Raw genomic sequence first — 21460 nt, forward strand, 5'->3', positions numbered from 1 at the left:
CGGTCACCCCCGGGAGGATGGCGATGAGCAGACTGCACCACACGAAGGACTTCTGGATCGGCGCGTTGCGGACGGAGGGGCCCGCGTTCGCCACGGCGGTGGCGGAGGCGCCTCCCGAGACACCCGTGCTGTCCTGTCCCGGCTGGACGGTCACCGATCTCGCCCATCACCTGAGCCGCGCCTACCTCTGGGTGGGCACGGTGCTGACCGCCGGTGGCACCGCCCGTCCGGAGCGGCACGAGGTGGAGCCGCCGGCCGGTCTCACCCCGGCCCAGTGGTACGCCCAGGAGTACGAGCGGCTGACCGCGCTCCTGGAGGGGCTGGACCCGGAGGCGCCGGCGTGGAACTTCGCGCCCCAGCCGAAGAAGGCCGGTTTCTGGCCGCGCCGGGTGGCGCACGAGACGGCCGTGCACCGCTGGGACGCCCAGCTCGCCATCGGCGCGGGTGACCCGATCGAGGCCAAGCTCGCGTCCGACGGCGTGAGCGAGGTGCTGGACACCTGGCTGCCGGCGGGCCGGCGGGTGCGGTCCGGCCAGTGGCACGGGGTGGTCCAGTTGACCGCCACCGACGCCGCGCAGGAGTGGTACCTGCGGTTGCGGGGTGAGGGGGTCGCGCTGCTGGACACCGCGACGATCCTGGACCACGACGACCACCGGGCGCGGGCGCAGGTGACCGGCACGGCAAGTGATCTGCTGCTGGCGCTGATGGGCCGGATCAGCTTCGACACGCTGGGCGTGGCCGGTGACCGCACCCTGCTGGAGGGGCTGCGGGCGGGCTGACCGAGGCTGCGATACCGGGCGGAGAGGGGCGGGAACGGCTCCTCTCCGCTTTTTTCGGGCAGTAAGAGAGCGCTCTCTTGACAGGATCGAGGGCATCGACCACGCTCTCGTGAGAGCGCTCTCTGAGTACCGGAACCGCCCTCCACCACCAGTTACGACCCCGAGAGGTCAGGACAGCATGCTCACCTTCACGCGCCGTCGACTGGCGGCGGTGGCCCTCGTCGCCGCCACCGCACTGCTCGGCACCACCGGCTGCGGCGGCGGCGACGAGGCCGCCTCCGACGGCCCGGTCACGCTCACCGTCGACACCTTCGGCCAGCTCGGCTACGCGGACCTCTACCAGGAGTACATGGCCAGCCACCCCGACGTGAAGATCGTCGAACGGGGCACCGGCAGCAACCTCGACGAATACTCCCCGAAGCTCACCCAGTGGCTCGCCGCCGGCAAGGGCGCCGGCGACGTGGTCGCCATCGAGGAGGGGCTGCTCGTCGAATACAAGGCCAACCCGCAGAACTTCGTGAACCTGCTCGACCACGGCGCGGCCGACCTGAAGGGCAACTTCCTCGACTGGAAGTGGAACCAGGGGCTCACCGCCGACGGCAAGCAGCTCATCGGCCTCGGCACCGACGTCGGCGGCATGGCCATGTGCTATCGCAAGGACCTGTTCGCCAAGGCCGGCCTGCCCACCGATCGGGAGGCCGTGTCCAAGCTGTGGCCCACCTGGCAGGACTACGTCAAGGTCGGCGAGCAGTTCACCGCGAAGAAGACCGGCGCCGCGTTCCTGGACGCCGCGACGAACACGTTCAACACCATCCTGCTCCAGACCGCCGGCAACACCACCGGCTACAGCTACTACGACACCAGCAACAACCTCGTCGTGGGCAGCAACCCGGCGGTACGGCAGGCGTACGACACCACCATGGACATCATCGACTCCGGCCTCTCCGGCAAGTACGGCTCCTGGTCCGAGGAGTGGGTCTCCGCGTTCAAGCAGTCGAAGTTCGCCACCATCGCCTGCCCGGCGTGGATGACCGGCGTGATCGAGGGCAACGCCGGCCCGGCCGCCAAGGGCAAGTGGGACATCGCCCAGATCCCCGGTAACGGCGGCAACTGGGGCGGCTCCTTCCTCGCCGTGCCGAAGCAGAGCAAGCACCAGGCCGAGGCGATCGAGCTGGCCAAGTTCCTGACCAGCGCCAAGGGTCAGATCGGCGCGTTCAAGCTCAAGGGCCCGCTGCCCTCGTCCCCGCAGGCGCTGGCCGACCCGGCGATCGTCGACTCGAAGAACGCCTACTTCTCCGAGGCCCCGGTCGGCAAGATCTTCGCCGAGGGCGCCAAGAACCTGAAGCCGGTCTACATGGGCCCGAAGAACCAGGCCGTCCGCACCGAGGTGGAGAACGCCGTGCGCACCGTGGAGCTGGGCAAGCGCTCCCCGCAGCAGGGCTGGACCGACGCCGTCACCAACGCCGAGAAGGCCGCCGCCAAGTAACCCGAGCAGCGCGTGCGGGCGGTCCCGGCGACGGGTGCCGCCCGCACGGCGGAAAGGAGTTCCGGGTCATGGCAGTCCAGCTCGACGCCCGCCCGCCGGTCGCACCGGCCCCCCGGCACAGCCGTCCCGTCCGGGGCGCCCGGCTCAGCCGGTTCGACACGAAATACTCGCCGTACCTGTACATCGCCCCGTTCTTCCTGCTCTTCGGCGTCTTCGGGGCGTACCCGCTGGCGTACACGTTCTGGGTCTCGCTGCACGACTGGGACCTGCTCGGCGCGGAGCACCCGTTCATCGGCCTCGACAACTACAGCCAGCTCCTCGCCGACCCGGACTTCTGGCACTCCGTGGTCAACACGCTGGGCATCTTCGTCATCTCCACGGTCCCGCAGCTGCTGGCCGCACTCTGGCTGGCCAACCTGCTCAACCGCCAGCTCCGGGCCCGCACCACCTGGCGGATGGCGGTGCTGGTCCCGAACGTGACCTCGACCGCCGCGGTGGCGATCGTGTTCGCGGTGCTGTTCGGCCGCGAGTTCGGCATGATCAACTGGCTGCTCGACCACGTCGGCGTGAGCGCGATCGACTGGAAGGCGAACAGGTTCGCCGCCTGGGTCGCCATCTCCACCATGGTCGACTGGCGGTGGACCGGCTACAACGCGCTGATCTTCCTGGCCGCCATGCAGGCCATCCCGCGCGACCTGTACGAGTCGGCGTCGATCGACGGCGCCGGCCGGGCCCGGCAGTTCTGGTCCATCACCGTGCCGCTGCTCAAGCCCACCATCATCTTCGCGGTCATCATCTCCACCATCGGCGGCCTGCAACTCTTCACCGAGCCGCGGATGTTCAACTCCGGCACCAACGCGATCCGTGGCGGGCCACTGCGCGAGTCGCAGACCGTGACCATGTACATGTTCGAGAACGCGTTCGCGCCGCACTACAACTTCGGTTACGGCTCCGCCATCGCCTGGCTGCTCTTCGCGCTGATCGCGGTGGTCGCGGCGATCAACGTCCTGCTCCTGCGCCGGCTCGGCGGCGGCTCCCGCAAGGAGGTCTCCCGATGACCCGCGTCTGGTCGGCCAGCCGGCTCACCTACCTGGCCCTGGGGCTGTCGGCCCTGCTGTCGATCTTCCCGATCTACTGGATGTTCGTGGTGGCCAGCCGCACCAGCGACGCCATGGGCCAGGTCCCGCCGCCGCTCACCCCCGGCGGCAACCTGGGCGCCAACATCGCCCGGCTGTTCGACAACACCGACGCGTACTTCCTCACCGGCCTGATCAACTCGACGATCGTGGCCGTCACGGTGACCGTCTCGGTGGTCTTCTTCGCCACGCTGGCCGGGTTCGCGTTCGCCAAACTGCGCTTCCGCGGACGCAACGCGCTGCTGCTGGTCATCGTCGCCACCATGATGGTGCCCACCCAGCTCGGCGTGATCCCGCTCTACCTGCTGATGACGAAACTGAACTGGAACGACCGGCTGCCCGCCGTGATCGTGCCGGCGCTGGTCACCGGCTTCGGCGTGTTCATGATGCGGCAGTACGCCGGCCAGGCGGTCAGCACCGAGCTGATCGAGGCGGCCCGGATGGACGGCTGCAACACCGCCCGGATCTACTGGAACGTGGTGCTGCCCGCGCTGCGCCCGGCCGCCGCCGTGCTCGGCCTGCTCACGTTCATGACCACCTGGAACGACTTCCTGTGGCCGTACGCGGTGCTCAACGACCCGGAGAACCCCACCGTGCAACTGTCGCTGCGGGCCCTCTCCGACGGTTACTACCAGGACATGTCGCAGGTGTTCACCGGCACGGCCATCGCCACGTTGCCGCTGCTGCTGGTCTTCGTCCTGTTCGGCCGCCAGATCATCGGCGGGATCATGGAAGGTGCGGTCAAGGCATGACGGATCTCCGATTTCCCGAGGGCTTCGTCTGGGGCGCGGCCACCGCCGCGTACCAGATCGAGGGCGCCGCCCGCGAGGACGGCCGTGGCCCGTCGGTCTGGGACACCTTCAGCCGTACGCCGGGCGCGGTGCACTCCGGCCACACCGGCGACGTCGCCTGCGACCACTACCACCGGTACGCCGAGGACGTCGCGTTGATGGCCGAGCTGGGGCTGCGCGCGTACCGGTTCTCGGTGGCCTGGCCCCGGATCCAGCCGGACGGCACCGGCCCGGTCGAGCCACGCGGGCTGGACTTCTACGACCGGCTCACCGACACGCTGCTGGCGCGGGGCATCGACCCGATCGTCACGCTCTACCACTGGGACCTGCCGCAGTCGCTGGAGGACCGGGGCGGCTGGACCGTCCGGGAGACCGCCGAGCACTTCGCCGACTACGCGGTCGCGGTGCACCGCTGCCTCGGTGACCGGGTCCGCACCTGGACCACGCTCAACGAGCCGTGGTGCTCGGCGTACCTCGGCTACGGCAACGGGGTGCACGCGCCGGGCCGGCAGGACGCCGGGGACGCGTTCCGGGCCGTACACCATCTGCTGCTCGGCCACGGCCTGGCCGCGCGGGCGCTGCGCGCGGCCGGCGCGGAGACGCTCGGGATCACGCTCAACCTGGCCGACGTGCAACCGGCCGACGCCGCCAGCGCCGCCGACGCCGAGGCGGTACGGCTCGTCGACGGGCTGCACAACCGGATCTTCCTGGACCCGCTGACCGGCGCCGGCTACCCGGAGGACGTGCTGGCACACGTCAGCCGGATCGTGGCGACCGACTTCGTGCGGGACGGCGACGAGAAGATCATCGCCGCGCCGCTGGACCTGCTCGGCCTCAACTACTACTCGCCCACCTACGTCGCCGGGCGGGCGGACGGCGCGGGCGGCAGCGCGTACCCGGGCACCGAAGGCGCGGTCGAGTTCCTGCCGGCGGCCGGGCCGCTCACCGACATGGGCTGGGCCATCGAGCCGGCCGGGCTCACCCGGCTGCTGGAACGGGTGGCCGCCGACCACCCCGGGCTGCCGCTGATGATCACCGAGAACGGCGGCGCGTTCCCGGACGCCACCCGGGACTCCTCGGGCCGGGTGGCCGACGCCGACCGGACCGCGTACCTCGACGGACACCTCCGCGCCGCGCACCGGGCCATCGCCCGCGGGGTCGACCTGCGCGGCTATCTCGTATGGTCGTTGCTGGACAACTTCGAATGGGCCGAGGGTTACCGGAAGCGGTTCGGGATCGTCCACGTCGACTACCTGACCCAGCGGCGCACACCCAAGCAGAGCGCCCGCTGGTACCAGGAGGTGATCGCCCGGAACGGGCTGTGACGAGGTGGTGGTAACGGGGATGACGACGGCACAACGGCCGACCCTGGAGGCGGTGGCCCGGCGGGCCGGCGTCTCCCGGGCCACGGTCTCCCGGGTGGTCAACGGCTCGACCACGGTCGCCGAGTCGATCCAACAGGCGGTCCGCCGGGCGGTCGAGGAACTCGGGTACGTCCCGAACCTCGCCGCCCGCAGCCTGGTCACCCAGCGCACCGACTCGGTCGCGCTGGTCATGCCCGAGGCGGCCACCCGGGTCTTCTCCGACGACCAGGTCTTCCCCGGCATCATCCGGGGCGCCGCCCAGGAGCTGGAGGCGGCCGACAAGCAGCTCGTGCTGATGCTGGCCGGCTCGCCGGCCGGGCACGAGCGGGTCGAGCGGTACACCACCGGGCGGCACGTCGACGGCGTGCTCTTCGCCTCGCTGCACGGCGAGGACCCGCTGCCCGGCCGGCTCGCCCGGCTCGGCATCCCGGTGGTGTGCAGCGGCCGGCCACTCGGCGGCGCCGACGTGCCGTACGTCGACGTGGACCACACCGGCGGGGTGACCCGGGCGGTGGAGCACCTGATCGCGACCGGCCGGCGGCGGATCGCCACCATCGCCGGCCCGCAGGACATGGTCGCCGGCATCGAGCGGCTGATCGGCTACCGCACCGCGCTCACCGCCGCCGGGCTGCCGGAGCTGGTCGCGTACGGCGACTTCACCCGGGAGTCCGGCACCGCCGCGATGCGCGAACTGCTCGCCGCCGACCCGGAGCTGGACGCGGTGTTCGCCGCCTCCGACCTGATGGCGCACGCCGCCCTGCGGGCCCTGCGCGAGGCCGGGCGGCGGGTGCCCGAGGACGTCGCGGTGATCGGGTTCGACGACATCGAGACGGCCGCCTACACCGAGCCGCCGCTGACCACCGTGCGGCAGCCGATAGTGGAGCTGGGCCGGGCGATGACCCGGCAACTCCTGCGCATCGCCGCCGGCGAGCACGTCGAGCAGGCGCTGATGCTCCCCACGGAGCTCATCCTCCGCGACTCCGCGTAAGGCGGGGCCCCCTGTTAACGCATTCTGCATAGCAGGGGGCCCCGCTTAACAAACCGCTCGCGGCGTCGACGTGGGGTGGCTAGCGTCGCCCGGATGAGTGAAGCCCTGATCCGGCCCGCCCGCGTCGACGACGCGCCCGCCGTGGTGGCGCTGCGCGCGCTGGTCTTCCCCTACCTGGTACGCGGTGTCGAGTCGACCCGCCGGATGATCGGCCAGCCGCCGCCCGGCGAGGACTGGGCGGCCTGGGTCGCCGAGGCGGACGGGCAGGTGGTCGGTTGGACGTCGGCGTACCGCAACACGCAGACCTCGACGCCCGGGGTCGGTGAGATCTCCACGCTGCACGTCCACCCGGGCCATCGCGGCCGGGGCACCGGCACCGCGCTGCTCGACACCGCGCTCGACCATCTGCGGACGCTAAGGTCGACCCGGGTCCTCACCCACGCCCGCGCCGAGTCGCTCCCGTTCGCGCAGCGGCACGGCTTCACGCCCAGCCGGGAACTGCGCTACTCCGCGCTCGACCTCGACCCGGCCCCACCGGCGCCGGAGCCGCCGCCGGGCGTACGGCTGCTGCCGACCGCCGGGCTCGACCCGCGCCGGGTCCACCGGGTGGACTCCGAGTCGGCCCGCGACGAACCGGGTGACGTGCCGACGGACGCGCTCGGCTACGACCTCTGGCTCCACGAGTGCTGGGAGAACCTCGGGCTGGACCGGGAGGCCAGCACCGTCGCCGAGATCGACGGCGAACTGGTCGCGGTGAGCCTGGTGAAACGCGACGGCGACCGGATGTGGTCGGACTTCACCGGCACGCTGCCCGCGTACCGGGGTCGGGGGTTGGCCCGGCTGACCAAGCAGGCCGCGCTGCACGCCGCCGCCGCGCGCGGGGTGCGGACCGCGTACACCTCCAACGACGAGGCGAACGCGCCGATGCTGGCCATCAACGCGGCGCTCGGCTACCGGCCGGTCGACAGCCAGTGGTCGTGCCGGCGCACGCTCACCTGAACCGCCCGGCAACCCGGTGGCCGTGCCGGCGCACGCGCTCAGCGTCGTGCCGGCGCACGCTCAGCTCAGCGCCCGGCGGCGACCCGCACCGCGGTCGCGTACGCGTCGGCGCCGAACAGCACCAGCCGGGCCTCGACCAGGTGCGCCGGGTCGGCCGCGTGCAGCACGGTCAGTGCCTGCGCGACCGCGTCCTCGACCGGCCAGCCGTAGATCCCGGCGGAGATCAGCGGGAACGCGACGGTCAGCGCGCCCAGTTCGTCGGCGACGCGCAGGCTGTTGGCGTAGCAGTCGCGCAGCAACGCCGAGCGGTCCTCGCGCGGCGAGAAGACCGGCCCGACGGTGTGCACCACCCAGCGCGCCGGCAGGTCGCCGGCGGTGGTGGCGACCGCCTGCCCGGTCGGCAACCCTCGCCCGTAGCGGGAGGCGCGCAGTGCCCGGCACTCGGCCAGGATCGCCGGCCCGCCCCGGGCGTGGATCGCGCCGTCCACGCCCCCGCCGCCGAGCAGCGACGAGTTCGCCGCGTTGACGATCGCGTCGACCTGCTGGGCGGTGATGTCGCCCTGGATCAGCACCGTGTCCATGGTGTCAGCGCTCCTCGTCCATGGTGTCAGCGCTCCTCGTCCATGGTGTCAGCGCTCCTCGACGTGCTGGCCGAGCGACCGGCGGGTCAGCAGAGCGGCCCCGGCGACGGCGGCCGGCATGACCAGCACCGCGCCGAGCGGGATCAGGAAACACAGGAAGACCGCCACCCCGAAGCCCAGCGCGGTCGGCCGGTCCGCCCGGAGCGTCGACCGCCGGTCCGGCAGCCGCATCCCGCGCCGCTGGAACGGCGCGCCGACCAGCTCCAGCGCCAGGAACCAGCCGCCGACCAGGGCGCCGACCACCGGCACCACCGTCTGCCCCACCAACGGGATGAAACCGGCCACGAACAGGGGTACGCCGACCAGCGCGGAGATGGCCACCAGGCGCAACGAGTCGGCGATGCTGCGCCGCATCGAGGCCCAGAACGGCACCTCCACCATGCCCGGGGTGCCGCCGAGGCGGTCCTCGACCCGCTCGGAGATGGCCTCGTAGAACGGGTCGCCGACGGCCAGCGTGACCGCGGTGAACGTGAGCACCCCGACCAGTGCGGCCACCCCGACGACGGCCAGCCCGGCGGCGACCCGCAGCAGCCCGCGCGCGGTCGACGACCAGTCGTCGGCGAACGGGGTGAGCCAGGCGGCCAGGTCGTCCACGAAGTAGAGCAGGGTGGCGAAGAGGGCCAGGTAGAGCACGCCGGAGATGAGCGCCGGCACCACGCCGAGCAGCATCAGTTTCGGGCTGCGGACGTACATGCCGAAGCCACGCAGCAGCAGGCCGGCGCCGCCGAGGAAGCGGGTCGCCGCGCCGGTGACGGGCGCGACGGTACGGGAGGCGTTCACGACGGCACAGCCTAGTGGGCTCACACACCCCGCCCGGGTGAGGTGTAAGGAGGGGCCCCCTCCAATCCCTATGCGTTAAGAGGGGGCCCCTCCTTACACAATGGGTGGGTGCGTGCGTCGCGGCTGATCTCGTTGGTGCTGCTGCTCCAGTCCCGGGAGACGATGACGGCGGCCGAGCTGGCCCGCGAGCTGGAGGTCTCGGAGCGCACCGTCTACCGGGACGTGCTGGCGCTCTCCGCCGCCGGGGTGCCGGTCTACGCCGACCGGGGCCGGGCCGGCGGCTACCGGCTGCTCGGCGGCTACCGGACCCGGCTGACCGGGTTGAGCCGCGACGAGGCCGAGGCGTTGTTCCTGGCCGGGCTGCCCGGGCCGGCCGGCGACATGGGACTGGCCGACGCGGTGGCCGCCGCCGAGTTGAAGGTGCTGGCCGCGCTGCCGCCGAGCCTGCGGGACGCGCCCGCGCGTACCGGTCAGCGGTTCCACCTGGACGTACCCGGCTGGTTCCGGGAGAGCGCGCCGCCGCCCCGGCTGGCCGAGCTGGCCGGGGCGGTCTGGCGGGACCGGACCGTCGAGCTGCGCTACCGGCGCGGTGACCGGGAGGTGACCCGCACGCTGGCGCCGTACGGGCTGGTGCTGAAGAACGGCGTCTGGTATCTCGTCGGCCGCGTCGGCGACGGGTGGCGGACGTACCGGGTGGACCGGGTGGTCGACGTCGAGGTGGGCCCGGAACGCTTCGACCGGGACGAACGCTTCGACCTCGGCGCGTACTGGCGGGAGCAGGCCGGGGCGTTCCTGCGCGACCTGCTGCGGGACCGGGTCACCGTGCGGCTCGGGCCGGCCGGTCTGCGGGTGCTGCGGCACCTGGTGGACGCGCCGTTCGTGTACGAGGAGGCGGTCGCCGCGGCCGGCCGGCCCGACGGGCAGGGCCGGCTGGTGCTCCGGCTGCCCGTCGAGTCGGTCGACGTGGCGTACACCCAACTGCTGGCGCTCGGCCCCGAGGTGGAGGTGCTGGCGCCGCCGGAGCTGCGGGCCCGGTTCGCCGAGGCGGCCCGCCGCGCGGCGGCGCTGTACGCGGACCCGCCGCCGGACGCCGGGCCGCCCGGAGACGGACCGTCCGGGGACGCCGGTCAGCGGTAGCCGGTGTCGTCGGCCGGCTTGCCCGGCGCGACCACCTCGTCGTGGTAGCGGGCCCAGTGTGGGCGGGTGCCGTCGAGGTCGGTGAAGCCGTACACCTGGGCCAGCCCGCCGCTGTCCAGCGACTGCCCGTTCCAGCGGTGCCGGTCCGGGTCGGCGGCCAGCGCGACCACGGCCCGCCCCACGAAGGCCGGCGTCTCGGACATGACGAAGTGCCTGTCGGTCTTCGCGCCGTCGCGCCAGTTGGCAGCAGTGACGCCGAAGTGCTCCAGCATCGCCTCGGAGCGCAGCCAGCCGGGCGTGAGCGCGACGGCGGTGCCGCCGTGCGGGGCCAGTTCGTGCGCCTGGGTGAAGCCGAGCCGGTTCACCGACACCTTGGCCAGGTCGTAGAAGACCGAGAGGCGGTACGCCGTGTCGTTGTACGCCTTCGTGCCGTCGCCGATCTCGACGACCAGCCCGCCCGGGTTGCGGATCAGCAGCGGCAGCGCGAAGTGGCTGGTGATGATGTGGGTGTCGACGGCCAGCCGCAGCGTCCGGAAGCCGGCGTCGAGCGGCTGCTCCCAGACCGGCTTCTCCCAGGTGATCAGCGGGTCCGCGCCCCAGATGTCGTTGACCAGCACGTCGAGCCGGCCCTGCTCGGCGTCGATCCGCTCGACCAGGCGGCGTACCTGTTCCGGGTCGAGGTGGTCGACGGCGACCGCGATGCCGGTGCCGCCGGCGGCGGTGACCAGCTCGGCGGTCTCCTCGATGGTCTCCGGCCGGTCCATCTCCGAGCGGCGGTCCCGGGTGGTGCGGCCGGTGGCGTAGACGGTGGCTCCGGCGGCGCCGAGCTGGACGGCGATCTGCCGGCCGGCGCCCCGGGTCGCGCCCGCGACGAGCGCGACCTTTCCGGTCAGTGGTGAGTTCATGGGTTCACCGTGTCACCGATACCTGACAGCCGAAGTCCGGTTTCCCGACGACTGTGGATCGGCGATCATGACGGCATGCACCTGCTGCTCTCCGGCATCGTCGGCTCGGTCGCGTACGGGTTGGCCGGCCCCGGCTCGGACACGGACCGGCTCGGCGTCTTCGCGGCGCCGACGGTGGCGTTCCACGGCCTGCGTCCGCCCCGGGAGTCGGTGGTCACCACCGAGCCGGACGTCACGCTGCACGAGGCCCGGAAGTACGCGCTGCTGGCGCTGAGCGGCAACCCGACCGCCACCGAGCTGATGTGGCTGCCGGACGACTGCTACGAGACCCGGACCGGGTTCGGCGATCGACTGATCGGCATCCGGGCGGCGTTCCTCAGCGCGCCCCGGGTCCGGGACGCCTATCTCGGCTACGCCGCCCAGCAGTTCCGGAGGCTGACCACCGCGCCGGCGGACGTGGGCGGCCGGCGACGGTCGGCCAAGCACGCCCGGCACCTGGCCCGGCTTCTGCACCAGGGCCGGGTCCTCTACGCCACCGGCGTGCTGGAGATCCGGCTGGCCGACCCGGAGTGGTTCCGGGCGTTCGGCGAGCGGGTGGCCGGTGGCGCGCTGGCCGAGGCGCAGGCGCTGGTGGCGAGCGCCGAGGCGGACTTCGCCCGGATCCGCACGCCGCTGCCGGAGCGCCCGGACGAGGAGCCGGTGGAGCGGTGGCTGCTCGACGTCCGGGCGGCCCACCTACCGCACTGACTCAGTCCGCCAGGCGGACCCGGACCCGGCGGTTGGCCCGGCCCTTGCTCTCCACCTTGACCACCTGGACCTTGCCGATCTGGGCGGTGGAGGCGACGTGCGTGCCGCCGTCGGCCTGCACGTCCAGCCCGACGATGTCGACGATCCGCACCTCCTGCTCGTCCGGCGGGATCAGGTTGGACTGGGTCCGGATGATGTCCGGCAGCGCCAACGCGTCGGCGCGGGGGAGCACCCGGACCGCGACCGAACGGTCGGCGGCCACCTCGGCGTTGACCAGCTCCTCGATGCGGGTCTTGAAGTCCGATGGCACCTCGGGGAGGTTGAAGTCCATCCGGGCCTCGCCCGGTTCCATGTTGCCGCCGGTGACCAGCGCGCCGAAGTCCCGGAACACCACGCCGCAGAGCACGTGCAGCCCGGAGTGGGTCCGCATCAGCATGGTCCGGCGGGCGTCCTCCACCGCGCCGGTGACGTCGACGCCGACCGGCGGCACCGGATCACCCTCGGCGGGGATCAGCCACAGGTCGTCGCCCTTGCGGGTGCCCACGATCCGGGTCTGTACGCCCTGCCAGAGCAGCACCCCGTGGTCCGGTGGCTGGCCCCCGCCGCCCGGGTAGAACGCCGACCGGTCCAGCACGATGCCCTGCTCGGGGTCGGCCGCCAGCACCCGGCACGTCCACTCGCGCAGCGTGGGGTCGGCGAGGTCGAGGCGGTGCGTACGGCCGTGGTGTGTGACGCCCATGCCGCCCGACGTTACCCGTTGAGGAACGACGAGACGCGCTCCCGTACGTCGGCGCGTTCGGTCCAGAGGACGCCGGGCCGGTCGTACACGTGCAGGGTGGCGGTCGGCAGCGCGGCGGCGAGCTGCTCGGCGACGGCGACCGGGTGCAGGTCGTCGTCGACGCAGCCGATCACCAGCGCCGGGGCGGTGACCGCGGCGAGCGCGCCGGCGTCGTCCAGCGGGGCCTGGCCGGGCAGGCTGGCCAGGCCGGGCGCGAGCCCGTCGCGCAGCAGTTGGTCGAGCCGTTGCCGCAGGTAGGCCCAGCCGGCCGGGGTGTTGCGGACCGACGGTGGCAGCTCCAGCGACACCACCTCGGCGAGCGCGTGCGCGTCGCCGTCGGCCACCGCGTCGAGCAGGCCGGTGAGGCGGGCCCGCGCCACCTCGCCGCGCGGCGCGTCCAGCACCGCGGGGAGGAAGAAGACGAGTTTCTCGAAGCGTTCCGGGCTCTCGGCGAGCAGCCGGCACAGCGCGCCCGCGCCGAGGCTGGCGCCGAACGCCCGGGTGGCTCCGCCCAGGTCGGCGACGGCCCGCAGGTCACGGGCGAGGTCGAGGTAGGTCCACGGCCCGGGTGGGGAGTCGGACCGGCCGTGCCCGCGGAACTGGAAGAAGACCCGCCGGCCGGTGACGCCGCTGCCGAACGGCCGGGTGGTGGCGATGCCGTTGCCCAACCCGTGCGCGAACACGGTGACCGGATCGCCGACGCCGGTGACCAGGCGTTCCAGGCTCACCCCGTGCGGGGTGTCGACAAGTTCGGTGTCCGGCTCGGGCAGCGCGGGCCGGCCGGTCCGTGGCCCGCCGGGGCCGGGACCCCAGGTGCGGGGGCCGCCGTCCGGCGGCGGGGGCCAGCGAAAACCTCTCACCAGGACCCTCGGCCGTCGTGCAGGTCCCGTAGGCCGGGTCGCACGTCGAGCAGGTAGATGAGGCCGGCCGCGATGCCGACCAGTCCGAAGAGGCTGATCGGGCCGAAGCCCAGCAGCGTCAGCAGCAGGCAGACCGCCAGGATGGCGACCCAGCCGCCCTTGGGCAGCGTGCCGAGCGCGGCGAAGCCGTCGCCGCGCTGGGTGATCGCATGCACCAGGGCCACACCCTGGATGACCAGGGCGAAGACGAGCAGGATCAGCTGAATCACATTGCGGACTTCGAACGCGAAGATCGGCGCGGCGTAGGCCATGTCGGCAAGCTTATGCCGAGACCCCGGAAACGTCCGACAGGACGCTGTCCGGGGTCTCGGTGGAGAGTCGGGTCACTCGGCGGCGGGGCGGGTCCGCTTCGTGGCCTTCGGCAGCTTCGCCGACGGGGTGGCCGGCTTGCCGGCGGCGGCCCGGGTGGCGGTCGCCTTGGTGGCCCGGGTCCGCTTCACGGCGGCCGGCTTGGCGGCCATCGCCTCGGCGACCTCGGCCGGGCTCGGTACCTCGGTCTTCGGGGCCTCGGTCGCCCCGGTCTTCGGGGCCAGGGTCGACACGGCGGCCGGGGCAGTCTCGGCGGTCGCCTCGATGTCGGCGTTCACCGTGTCGGCGGCCTCCAGCACGCCGGCGCCGACGACCCGCTCGCCCCGGGCGACCAGCTCGGCGTACGCGGCCAGGGCGCGCTCCTGCGCGGCGTACGCGCCGGCCACCACGGCCGCGGCGTTGCGGGTGGCGGCCTCGCGGAGCTTGTCCAACTGGGCGGCCTCGCGGAGCTTGTCCAGCTGAGCGGCCTCGCGGAGCTGGTCGAGGTCGGTGGAGCGCAGCCCGGTGGCGGTCAGGTTGGCCGTCTTCAGCGTCTCGGTGGCCTTCTGGCGCAGCTCGTAGCCGGTGCCGACGGCCTTGCCGCCGAGGTCGGCCACGACCCGCGTGCCCAGGCCGCTGACCACGGTGGGCAGCTTACGGAGCTGCTCCAGGGCCAGCTCACCGGCGCCGGCGGCGGCGTAGAAGGGGGCGGGGATGCGGTTGGTCTTCGGCTGGGTCATGACTGCTCCTCTTCGGCCGCACCGGCGGCCTTCCGGGCCGCCCGGCGGGCGGTCGTGCGTTCACGGGCGGCGGTGGCCGGCGCGGGCGCGGGGCCCGCCTCGGTGACGGCTACCGATTCGAGGACGGCCTCGGTCGGGGTGCCGTCGGGTGTCACGGGGCCGGTCGCGGCCGGCGCGACGGTGGCCGGGGCCTCGGGCGCGGCAGCCGGCTCGGCGGGCTCGGCGACCTCCGCAGCCTCCGCCGGCCCGGGCGTGGCAGCCGTCGGCTCGGTGGGCTCCACCGGTCCGGCCGTGCCGGTCGCCTCGGCCAGGCGCGCGTTCTCCCGGCGGAACGTCTCGTAGATCTGGGTGAGCGACTGCTTCTGGGCCATGGTCAGCTCGGCGTCGACCGCGATGGCCGCGAGCACGCCCTGCCCCTCCTTGTCGTCCAGCAGTCCGGCTCGCAGGTACATGGCCGGGGTGGAGACGCGTAGCGCGCTGGCGAGCTGCTGGAGCACCTCGGCGCTCGGCTTGCGCAGCCCGCGCTCGATCTGGCTCAGGTACGGGTTGCTGACGCCGGCCTGCTCGGCGAGCTGACGCAGTGAGATCTTCGCGTTGCGCCGCAGGTCGCGAATGAACCCGCCGACATCGGGAAGGTCCTTGCTGGTGGCCATGACTCAACGCTAGCGCGCGCTGCTAGCTGCTGCAAGCAAAGTGCTAGCCAGAGTTAGCGACGTCACCCGAAGTCGGTTGCGGGTTCGGTGTCCGCCTCCGTACCGTTCCGCCGTGACGAAGATCGAGATCAACGGTGCGACGCTCGCCTACGACGAAGCGGGCAGCGGCAGCGCCGTGGTGCTGCTCCACGCCGGCATCGCGGACCGGCGGATGTGGCGCGACCAGGTGCCGGCGCTCGCCGCCCGGCACCGGGTGATCGTCCCGGACCTGCGCGGCTACGGCGAGTCGGAGCTGCCGCCCGAGCCGTTCGCCCACCACGACGACGTGGTCGGGCTGCTCGACGCGTTGGGCGTCGAGCGGGCCGCGCTGGTGGGCTGCTCGTTCGGCGGCCGGGTCGCGGTGGACACCGCGCTGGCCCACCCGGATCGGGTGAGCGCGCTGGCGCTGTTCGGCGCCCCGCTCTCCGGCCACGAGTGGTCCGAGGAGACCGAACAGCTCTGGGAGAACCTGGTCGGAGATGTGGACCCGGAGGACTTCGGGGCCACCGCCGCCGGCGAGGTGCGGTTCTGGGTGGTCGGCCCGAGCCGGCAGCCGGCCGACGTCGACCCCGAGTTGATCCGGTTCGCCGAGGAGATGGACCGCCGGGCACTCGCCGCCGAGCAGGCGCTCAGCGCGATCGAGGTGGGCGAGCTGGACCCGCCGGCCGTCGACCGCCTGGGCGAGCTGCGGATGCCGGTGCTGGCCGCGGCCGGCGCCGACGACATCCCCGACATCCGCCGCCTGGCCGACCGCATCGCCGCCGAGGCCCCCCACGGCGTACGCCTCCCCGACATCCCGAACGCCGCCCACCTGTTCCCCCTGGAGCACCCCACCGAGGTCAACACCGCCCTCCGCACCTTCCTCCCCTGACCACCCCTCGTTGATCTTGCACTTGCTGCCCCGGCAAACCGGGCACAACGGGCGGGACAGGGGCCGCAAGTGCAAGATCAGCGGGGTCACCAGAGGGGGCGGACGGCGCCTACCGGGAGGCCGCCGCCCAGCAGGGGCACCTCGGCGTACTCGGTGAGGATGGGGGCGGTCAGGCCCAGGCGGGTCAGGGCGGAGGTCAGGACCGGCATCCTCGGGCGGGCGGCGCCGTCGTCGATCTTGAGGGCGACCGCGCCGACACCCGGGACCGCCGCCGCGATCACCCCCTCCGCGCCGATCTTGGCGAGCAGACCGGGTACGCCACGCATCAGCCGGGTGTCGTCGGCCTGGGTGCCGCCGACCAGCTCCGGGTACGCGCGCATGGCGTCCGCCACGGTCCGCTCCACGGTGCCCGGCTCGGCGGTGACCAGACGCAGGAAGGCGCGCGCCAGCCCGGTCACCGACACGGCGTGCACGGGTGCGCCGCAGCCGTCCACCCCGATCGTCGCCGCCCGCTCCCCGGTGAACTCCTCCACGGTGGCGGTCAGCCGCTGCTGGAGCGGGTGCTCCGGCCGCCAGTACCCATCCTGCGGCCAGCCGGCGGCCCGGCAGGTCAACAGCATGCCGGCGTGCTTGCCGGAGCAGTTCATCAGCACCCGGGACGGGCCGCCACCGGCCCGCAGCACCGCCTCCCGGGCGGCCTCACCGAACGGCAGGTCCGGCGGGCAGTGCAGCGCCTCCGGGGTCAGGCCGGCGCCCCGCAGCAGCGCGGTGACGCGTTCGACGTGGAACTCCTCACCGGCGTGGCTCGCGGCGACAAGCGCCACGTCCGCCGGGTCGGTCAGCGCGAGCCCGGCCCGGAGCATGCCGATCGCCTGCATCGGCTTGTTCGACGACCGGGGGAAGATCGGCGAGCCGACGTCGCCGGCGCCGGCGACCGGCGAGCCGGCGGCGTCCAGCACCACCACGGAACCACGGTGGACGCCCTCCACGAACCCGGACCGGACCACCTCGGCGAGCGGCACGCCACCCTCGTACGTCTTTCCCACAAGATGGACGGTACCGACGGGACGATCACAGCCGGCAGCGGGGTGACCTGGGACGTCGGCCGCGCGCGTACAGGTCCGGGTGTTTGTGCGCCGCTTACACGCCGAGCAGCGCGCGGGCCTCGGCGGTGGTCAGCGGCGGGCGCTGCGCGAGCTGGGCGAAGCCGACCGCCCGCGCGACGAGCTGCATGTTGGACTCCACCGGGCGGCCCTTCGCGTAGGTGACCGTGTCCTCCATCCCGACCCGCAGGTGACCGCCGGTGGCGAGCGAGGACAGCATCACCGGGATGGTGCTGCGGCCGATGCCGGTGGCCGCGAACGTGGTGCCCTCGGGCAGGTCGCGCAGCATCTGCTGGGCGGCGACGAGGGTGGCGGTGGTGCCCGGCATGCCGCCCGGCACGCCCATCACGAAGTCGACGTGGACGTGCCCGCCGTGCGGCAGGCCGTACTTGCCGAGCAGCCGCTGCAACGCGGTGAGGTGGCCCAGGTCGAAGATCTCGTACTCGGGGACGACGCCCCGCTCCTGCATCCGGGTGTGCAGGTCGACGATGAACTCCCAGCGGTTGAGGAACACGTCGTCACCGAAGTTGACCGTGCCCATGGTGCAGGAGGCCATGTCCGGCCCGGCGTCGAGCACCGCGAGCCGGTGCGCCTCCGGGTCGGTCACCGCGCCGCCGGAGGAGAGCTGCACGATCAGGTCGGTGCTCTCCCGCAGCGCCGACACGGTGTCCCGCAGCCTGCCCTGGTCGAGCGTGGGCCGCGCCTCGTCGTCCCGGATGTGGACGTGGATCACGGCCGCGCCGAGCGCCTCGCACTCCTTGGCGGTCAGCAGCAGCTCGTCGAGCGTCACCGGCAGCGCCGGCACCTCCGCCTTGGCCGACTCCGCACCGGTGGGGGCAACCGTGATCAACGTCCCTGTCGTCATGCCCCGGATCCTAGACCGGCCCCCGGCACCGGGTCGACCGCAGGATTTCCGGCGCGAGCGGCGTCAAGAAGGGAACCTTTCTCTACCGGAGGCGTTAATAGGGGGCCCTTCCTTACACGTCGACGGCGGCGGCGGTGTCGCCCACCATCAGGCGGGCGTCGTCGGGGGTGTTGCGCTTGAGCACGGCGAGCGCGATCTGCCCCAGCTCGTAGTGGTGCACGGCGGTCCCGACGAAGCCGACCGTCCGGCCGTCAAGCGTGACCGGCGTACCGGCGGACGGCGGCTGGTCGGTGGTCACGCCGTCCAGGTGCAGCAGCGCGAGCCGGCGCGGCGGCTTGCCCAGGTTGTGCACCCGGGCCACCGTCTCCTGCCCCCGGTAACAGCCCTTGTCCAGGTGCACGGCCGGGGCGATCAGATCCACCTCGGCGGGGATGGTGCGGTGGTCGGTGTCCACCCCGACCCGGACCCGCCGGGCGGCCACCCGGATCGCCTCGTACGCCCACAGCCCGGCCACCGGCACGCCCGCGTCGCGCAGCGCGGTCACCACGTCGGCCATGGCCGGACGCGGCACCAGCAGGTCGACGCCGAGCGCCACCCGCCGGGCCCAGCCGCCGGACGGCAGCGGCCTGACGTCGTACACCACGGAGGGCCGCGCGGGCAGCTCGCCGGAACGGAACTTCGGACCCGGCACCCCGACCAGGTCGGGTGCGGCCAGGCCGGTGACGCCGAGCGTGCCGAGCGCGTCGACCGCCTCCGGCCCGACCAGCGAGAGCACCGCATGGTCGGCGGTCGCGTCGCGCGGGTCGACCTTGCTGAAGAAGCGCATCTTCTCCAGGTACGACAAAAGCCCGCCGGTCATCCCCGGCTCGGTGTCCAGCCAGGTGGTCTCGCCGTCCTCGACGACCAGCGCGTGCTGCTCGACGTGCCCGTTCGGGGAGAGCACCAGCAGCTCGGTGCCCTGCCCGGGCGCCAGCGCGGCCAGGTGCTGGCTGGTCAGCGTGTGCAGCCAGCCGATCCGCTCCTCGCCGGGCACCGCGACGACGCCCCGGTGCGAGCGGTCGACCAGGCCGACGCCGGTGGCGAGGACGCGCTGTTCGCGCATCGGGTCGCCGTAGTGCGCGGCCACCGGCGCGACGCCGGCCGCCCGGTGGGCCGGCCCGGGCTGGTCCCGGGTCTCCTCGTCGATGGCGTCGGCGGCCACCGCGCCCGCGATGTCGATCATTTGCGTTCCCCGTCCTGTGCGCACCGGCCGCAGACCCCGAAGAGCGCCACGTGCCCGATGTCGACCTGAAATCCGCGCTGCCCGGCGAGCTGGTCGGCGAGCGGCCCGAGCATCTCCGGGGAGATCTCGTCGATCGCCCCGCACTCCCGGCACACCAGGTGCACGTGTTCGTGCTCGCCGGCCGCGTGGTAGGTCGGCGAGCCGTGCGACAGGTGGGTGTGGGTCACCAGGCCGAGCCGTTCCAGCAGCTCCAGCGTGCGGTAGATGGTGGTGATGTTGACCCCGGCCGCCACCTCGCGGACCGCCGTGTGCACCTGCTCCGGGGTGGCGTGCCCCAGATCCAGGACGGCCCGGAGGACGAGCTGCCGCTGCGCCGTGAGCCGCAGCCCGCGCGAGCGGAGCAGTTCCGCCAGGGAGGATTCCGACACCCTCCGATCATAGTTCGGCCGCCGCGCCGGTCCCGGTCGCCGCCGGGGTACGCCGCTACGCTGCGCCGGTGGAGGGTGCTCGGCGGCAGCATGGCCGGCCTGATCGCCGCCCGGGTGCGGAGCGAGGCGCGACCCGGGTGGCGGTGCCCGGCCGAGGGCTGGTCCCGGCCGGCGAGCCGGTGCTGCGCGGCGATGACCGGGGCGTCCTGCACGGCGACGGCCTGTTCGAGACGCTGCACCTGCGCGCCGGCCAGCCCTGGCTGCGCGACGCCCACCTGGCCCGGCTGCGGGCCGGCGCGGCGGCGATCGACCTGCCGCTGCCGCCGGTCGAGGCGCTGGTGGAGCTGCTGGACGCGGTGCGGGTCGGCTGGCCGGCGGAGACCGAGGGCGCGTTGCGGCTGGTCTGCACGCGCGGGCCGGAGGACGACGGCCCGCCCACGGCGTACGCCACGCTCGGCGAGGTGCCGGCGGCCACCCGGCGGGCCCGGCGGGACGGGGTGACGGTGGCCACCCTGCCGCTCGGCGTGACCGCCCGGTCCCGCCCCGAGCTGGGCTGGCTGCCGGCCGGTGTGAAGTCCATCTCGTACGCGACGAGCACCGCGGCCCGGCGGTGGGCGCGGCGTGCCGGCGTGGACGACGTGCTCTGGGTCTCGACGGACGGCTACGTGCTGGAGGCGCCCACCGCGAACGTGGTGTGGCTGACCGCGGGCACGCTGCTGACCGTGCCGGCGGCGGCGACCGGCGTGCTGCCCGGCGTGACCGCCCACCACCTGCTGGCAAGGGCCACCGAGCTGGGCCTGACCGCAGCCGAGCACCTGCCCACCGTCGCCGACCTGCACAACGCCGAGGCGATCTGGCTGACCAGCTCGCTACGCGGCCCCACCGAGGTCAGATCCCTGGACGGAGCCCCTCGCCCCCGCTCCCCCCTGACCCCCCGCCTGCAATCCCTCCTGGGCTTCCCCGCCCCGGGCTCCTACCCCGAGCGTCGATCATGAAGTTGGCGGTCTCGGCTGTCCGATTCGTCACCGTCAACTTCATGATCGACGAGGTGGGGTGGGTGGGGTGGGGTGGGGTGGGTGGGTGGGTGGGGTGGGGTGTCAGCCGGCTACTCGGGTTAGGCGGGCGGAGAGGTGGGGGGTCAGGGGGTGTCCCACGGCGGCCATCTCCTGCGCGTAGAGCAGGGCGCCCTCCACGATGCCGAACAGGCGGGCGCCGGCGGTGACCTCCTTCGCGGTGGCCGTGCGGACCACCGCGTCGGTGGCGAACTCGATCTGGGTGCCCTTGCGCTTGCCGATGTGCAGCTCCATCACACCGGTCGGCACGCTCATCAGCGCCTCGATCTCGTCGGTGACCCGCTCGCCGTCCAGCACCGGACGCCACCAGCCCACCTCGCGACCGGCCGGGCGGACCGGGCGGCTCTGCTCGTCCAGGATCCACGCCCGGGACTCGTAGAACAGGAACGGCCGGCCGTCGTGGCTGATCCGGATCTCCTGCGCGTAGTCGAAGTCCTCGATCGTCGGGAACCCGCCCCGGCCCCGGCCGCGCCACACCCCGATGTACGGCAGCAGCCCGTCCAGGCTCGGGTGCAGCTTGGGACCGACGCGCAGGTCGTGGCTCTCCTCGTACGGGTACTCCTCGACCGGCGGCGCGTTCAGCCACGGCGGCTGGAGCGGATTCTCACTCACGGCTTCACCACTTACCTCTTGCTATCCGGACTGCGACGTAGACCAGACCGCCGGCGAGCGCGCCCAGACCGGCGACCAGCAGGCTGACGAACCCGATCTCGGTAACCATCCGGGC

25 protein-coding genes are annotated in these 21460 nt (G+C 73.2%); 11 read left to right on the plus strand and 14 right to left on the minus strand.

Annotated elements, in window-relative coordinates:
* Positions 1-23: 23 nt before the first annotated feature.
* The 7 genes from OG767_RS29385 to OG767_RS29415 all read left to right on the plus strand — a co-directional run bounded on the left by OG767_RS29385 (position 24) and on the right by OG767_RS29415 (position 7543).
* Positions 24-779 (plus strand): maleylpyruvate isomerase family mycothiol-dependent enzyme, encoded by a 756-nt coding sequence (locus tag OG767_RS29385; protein WP_405091368.1) that lies wholly within the window; start codon positions 24-26, stop codon positions 777-779.
* 178 nt (positions 780-957) lie between these two features.
* Positions 958-2265 carry an extracellular solute-binding protein gene (locus OG767_RS29390; RefSeq protein ID WP_405091369.1) on the plus strand — a complete coding sequence of 436 codons (1308 nt, stop codon included), beginning with the start codon at positions 958-960 and terminating at the stop codon, positions 2263-2265.
* Positions 2266-2333: 68 nt separating this feature from the next.
* Positions 2334-3323 carry a carbohydrate ABC transporter permease gene (locus tag OG767_RS29395; protein WP_107160442.1) on the plus strand — a complete coding sequence of 330 codons (990 nt, stop codon included), beginning with the start codon at positions 2334-2336 and terminating at the stop codon, positions 3321-3323.
* Positions 3320-4153 (plus strand): carbohydrate ABC transporter permease, encoded by an 834-nt coding sequence (locus tag OG767_RS29400; RefSeq protein WP_107160444.1) that lies wholly within the window; start codon positions 3320-3322, stop codon positions 4151-4153. The genes OG767_RS29395 and OG767_RS29400 overlap by 4 nt, the downstream gene beginning before the upstream one ends.
* Entirely contained in the window at positions 4150-5517 is a 1368-nt protein-coding gene (locus tag OG767_RS29405) for a GH1 family beta-glucosidase (protein WP_405091370.1), read from the plus strand. The genes OG767_RS29400 and OG767_RS29405 overlap by 4 nt, the downstream gene beginning before the upstream one ends.
* A gap of 19 nt (positions 5518-5536) precedes the next feature.
* A complete protein-coding gene (locus tag OG767_RS29410; RefSeq protein WP_405091371.1) occupies positions 5537-6544 on the plus strand; it encodes a LacI family DNA-binding transcriptional regulator in 1008 nt (335 codons plus the stop codon).
* A 93-nt stretch (positions 6545-6637) separates the two neighbouring features.
* On the plus strand, positions 6638-7543 hold the full coding sequence (locus OG767_RS29415; RefSeq protein WP_405091372.1) for a GNAT family N-acetyltransferase: 906 nt from the start codon (positions 6638-6640) through the stop codon (positions 7541-7543).
* Positions 7544-7608: 65 nt separating this feature from the next.
* Here the strand turns inward: OG767_RS29415 and OG767_RS29420 are convergent, their stop codons facing one another.
* Together OG767_RS29420 and OG767_RS29425 are read right to left on the minus strand one after the other, a co-directional pair.
* The gene (locus OG767_RS29420) at positions 7609-8124 is read right to left on the minus strand and encodes an O-acetyl-ADP-ribose deacetylase (protein ID WP_405091373.1); all 516 of its coding nucleotides are present in this window, start codon (positions 8122-8124) and stop codon (positions 7609-7611) included.
* Positions 8125-8172: 48 nt separating this feature from the next.
* Positions 8173-8964, minus strand: coding sequence for an EI24 domain-containing protein (locus tag OG767_RS29425; RefSeq protein ID WP_405091374.1), 792 nt, complete (start codon positions 8962-8964; stop codon positions 8173-8175).
* Positions 8965-9072: 108 nt separating this feature from the next.
* Between OG767_RS29425 and OG767_RS29430 the strand changes: the two genes are divergently transcribed.
* Entirely contained in the window at positions 9073-10101 is a 1029-nt protein-coding gene (locus OG767_RS29430; protein ID WP_405091375.1) for a helix-turn-helix transcriptional regulator, read from the plus strand.
* Here the strand turns inward: OG767_RS29430 and OG767_RS29435 are convergent.
* Positions 10092-11006, minus strand: coding sequence for an SDR family oxidoreductase (locus tag OG767_RS29435; RefSeq protein ID WP_405091376.1), 915 nt, complete (start codon positions 11004-11006; stop codon positions 10092-10094). The two genes, OG767_RS29430 and OG767_RS29435, sit on opposite strands and share 10 nt — an antisense overlap.
* Before the next feature lie 75 nt (positions 11007-11081).
* On the opposite strand from OG767_RS29435, the gene OG767_RS29440 reads away from it, so the two are divergent.
* Complete coding sequence (locus tag OG767_RS29440) at positions 11082-11753, plus strand: DNA polymerase beta superfamily protein (RefSeq protein WP_405091377.1); 672 nt, start codon at positions 11082-11084, stop codon at positions 11751-11753.
* Between the two features lies 1 nt (position 11754).
* On the opposite strand, the gene OG767_RS29445 is transcribed toward OG767_RS29440, so the two are convergent.
* The 5 genes from OG767_RS29445 to OG767_RS29465 all read right to left on the minus strand — a co-directional run bounded on the left by OG767_RS29445 (position 11755) and on the right by OG767_RS29465 (position 15132).
* Positions 11755-12492, minus strand: coding sequence for an alanyl-tRNA editing protein (locus tag OG767_RS29445; RefSeq protein ID WP_107160463.1), 738 nt, complete (start codon positions 12490-12492; stop codon positions 11755-11757).
* A gap of 11 nt (positions 12493-12503) precedes the next feature.
* A complete protein-coding gene (locus OG767_RS29450) occupies positions 12504-13391 on the minus strand; it encodes an alpha/beta fold hydrolase (RefSeq protein WP_405091378.1) in 888 nt (295 codons plus the stop codon).
* Positions 13388-13702, minus strand: coding sequence for a DUF2516 family protein (locus tag OG767_RS29455; RefSeq protein ID WP_396773706.1), 315 nt, complete (start codon positions 13700-13702; stop codon positions 13388-13390). Before OG767_RS29455 ends, OG767_RS29450 begins: the two co-directional genes overlap by 4 nt.
* 72 nt (positions 13703-13774) lie before the next feature.
* Positions 13775-14479 (minus strand): hypothetical protein, encoded by a 705-nt coding sequence (locus OG767_RS29460; protein ID WP_405091379.1) that lies wholly within the window; start codon positions 14477-14479, stop codon positions 13775-13777.
* Entirely contained in the window at positions 14476-15132 is a 657-nt protein-coding gene (locus tag OG767_RS29465; RefSeq protein ID WP_405091380.1) for a helix-turn-helix domain-containing protein, read from the minus strand. Before OG767_RS29465 ends, OG767_RS29460 begins: the two co-directional genes overlap by 4 nt.
* 112 nt (positions 15133-15244) lie before the next feature.
* Here OG767_RS29465 and OG767_RS29470 point away from each other — a divergent pair, with 112 nt between their 5' ends.
* A complete protein-coding gene (locus tag OG767_RS29470; protein WP_405091381.1) occupies positions 15245-16042 on the plus strand; it encodes an alpha/beta fold hydrolase in 798 nt (265 codons plus the stop codon).
* A gap of 86 nt (positions 16043-16128) precedes the next feature.
* On the opposite strand, the gene OG767_RS29475 is transcribed toward OG767_RS29470, so the two are convergent.
* From OG767_RS29475 to OG767_RS29490, 4 genes are all read right to left on the minus strand, one after another.
* Positions 16129-17088 carry an asparaginase gene (locus OG767_RS29475; protein ID WP_405091382.1) on the minus strand — a complete coding sequence of 320 codons (960 nt, stop codon included), beginning with the start codon at positions 17086-17088 and terminating at the stop codon, positions 16129-16131.
* A 94-nt stretch (positions 17089-17182) separates the two neighbouring features.
* Positions 17183-18010, minus strand: a complete 828-nt coding sequence (locus OG767_RS29480) for a 3-keto-5-aminohexanoate cleavage protein (protein ID WP_405091383.1) — start codon at positions 18008-18010, stop codon at positions 17183-17185.
* Between the two features lie 112 nt (positions 18011-18122).
* Positions 18123-19232 carry a YgfZ/GcvT domain-containing protein gene (locus OG767_RS29485; protein WP_405091384.1) on the minus strand — a complete coding sequence of 370 codons (1110 nt, stop codon included), beginning with the start codon at positions 19230-19232 and terminating at the stop codon, positions 18123-18125.
* Positions 19229-19660, minus strand: a complete 432-nt coding sequence (locus OG767_RS29490) for a Fur family transcriptional regulator (protein ID WP_405091385.1) — start codon at positions 19658-19660, stop codon at positions 19229-19231. The genes OG767_RS29485 and OG767_RS29490 overlap by 4 nt, the downstream gene beginning before the upstream one ends.
* A gap of 137 nt (positions 19661-19797) precedes the next feature.
* On the opposite strand from OG767_RS29490, the gene OG767_RS29495 reads away from it, so the two are divergent.
* Positions 19798-20655 (plus strand): aminotransferase class IV, encoded by an 858-nt coding sequence (locus tag OG767_RS29495; RefSeq protein WP_405094345.1) that lies wholly within the window; start codon positions 19798-19800, stop codon positions 20653-20655.
* A gap of 102 nt (positions 20656-20757) precedes the next feature.
* Here the strand turns inward: OG767_RS29495 and OG767_RS29500 are convergent, their stop codons facing one another.
* Positions 20758-21345, minus strand: a complete 588-nt coding sequence (locus OG767_RS29500; RefSeq protein WP_405091386.1) for an FABP family protein — start codon at positions 21343-21345, stop codon at positions 20758-20760.
* A gap of 4 nt (positions 21346-21349) precedes the next feature.
* Positions 21350-21454: a small membrane protein MtfM gene (mtfM, locus tag OG767_RS29505; RefSeq protein WP_013288813.1), complete on the minus strand. Its 105-nt coding sequence runs from the start codon at positions 21452-21454 to the stop codon at positions 21350-21352.
* Between the last annotated feature and the right edge of the window lie 6 nt (positions 21455-21460).

This window comes from Micromonospora sp. NBC_01392, from assembly GCF_045040125.1.
GTDB lineage: Bacteria > Actinomycetota > Actinomycetes > Mycobacteriales > Micromonosporaceae > Micromonospora.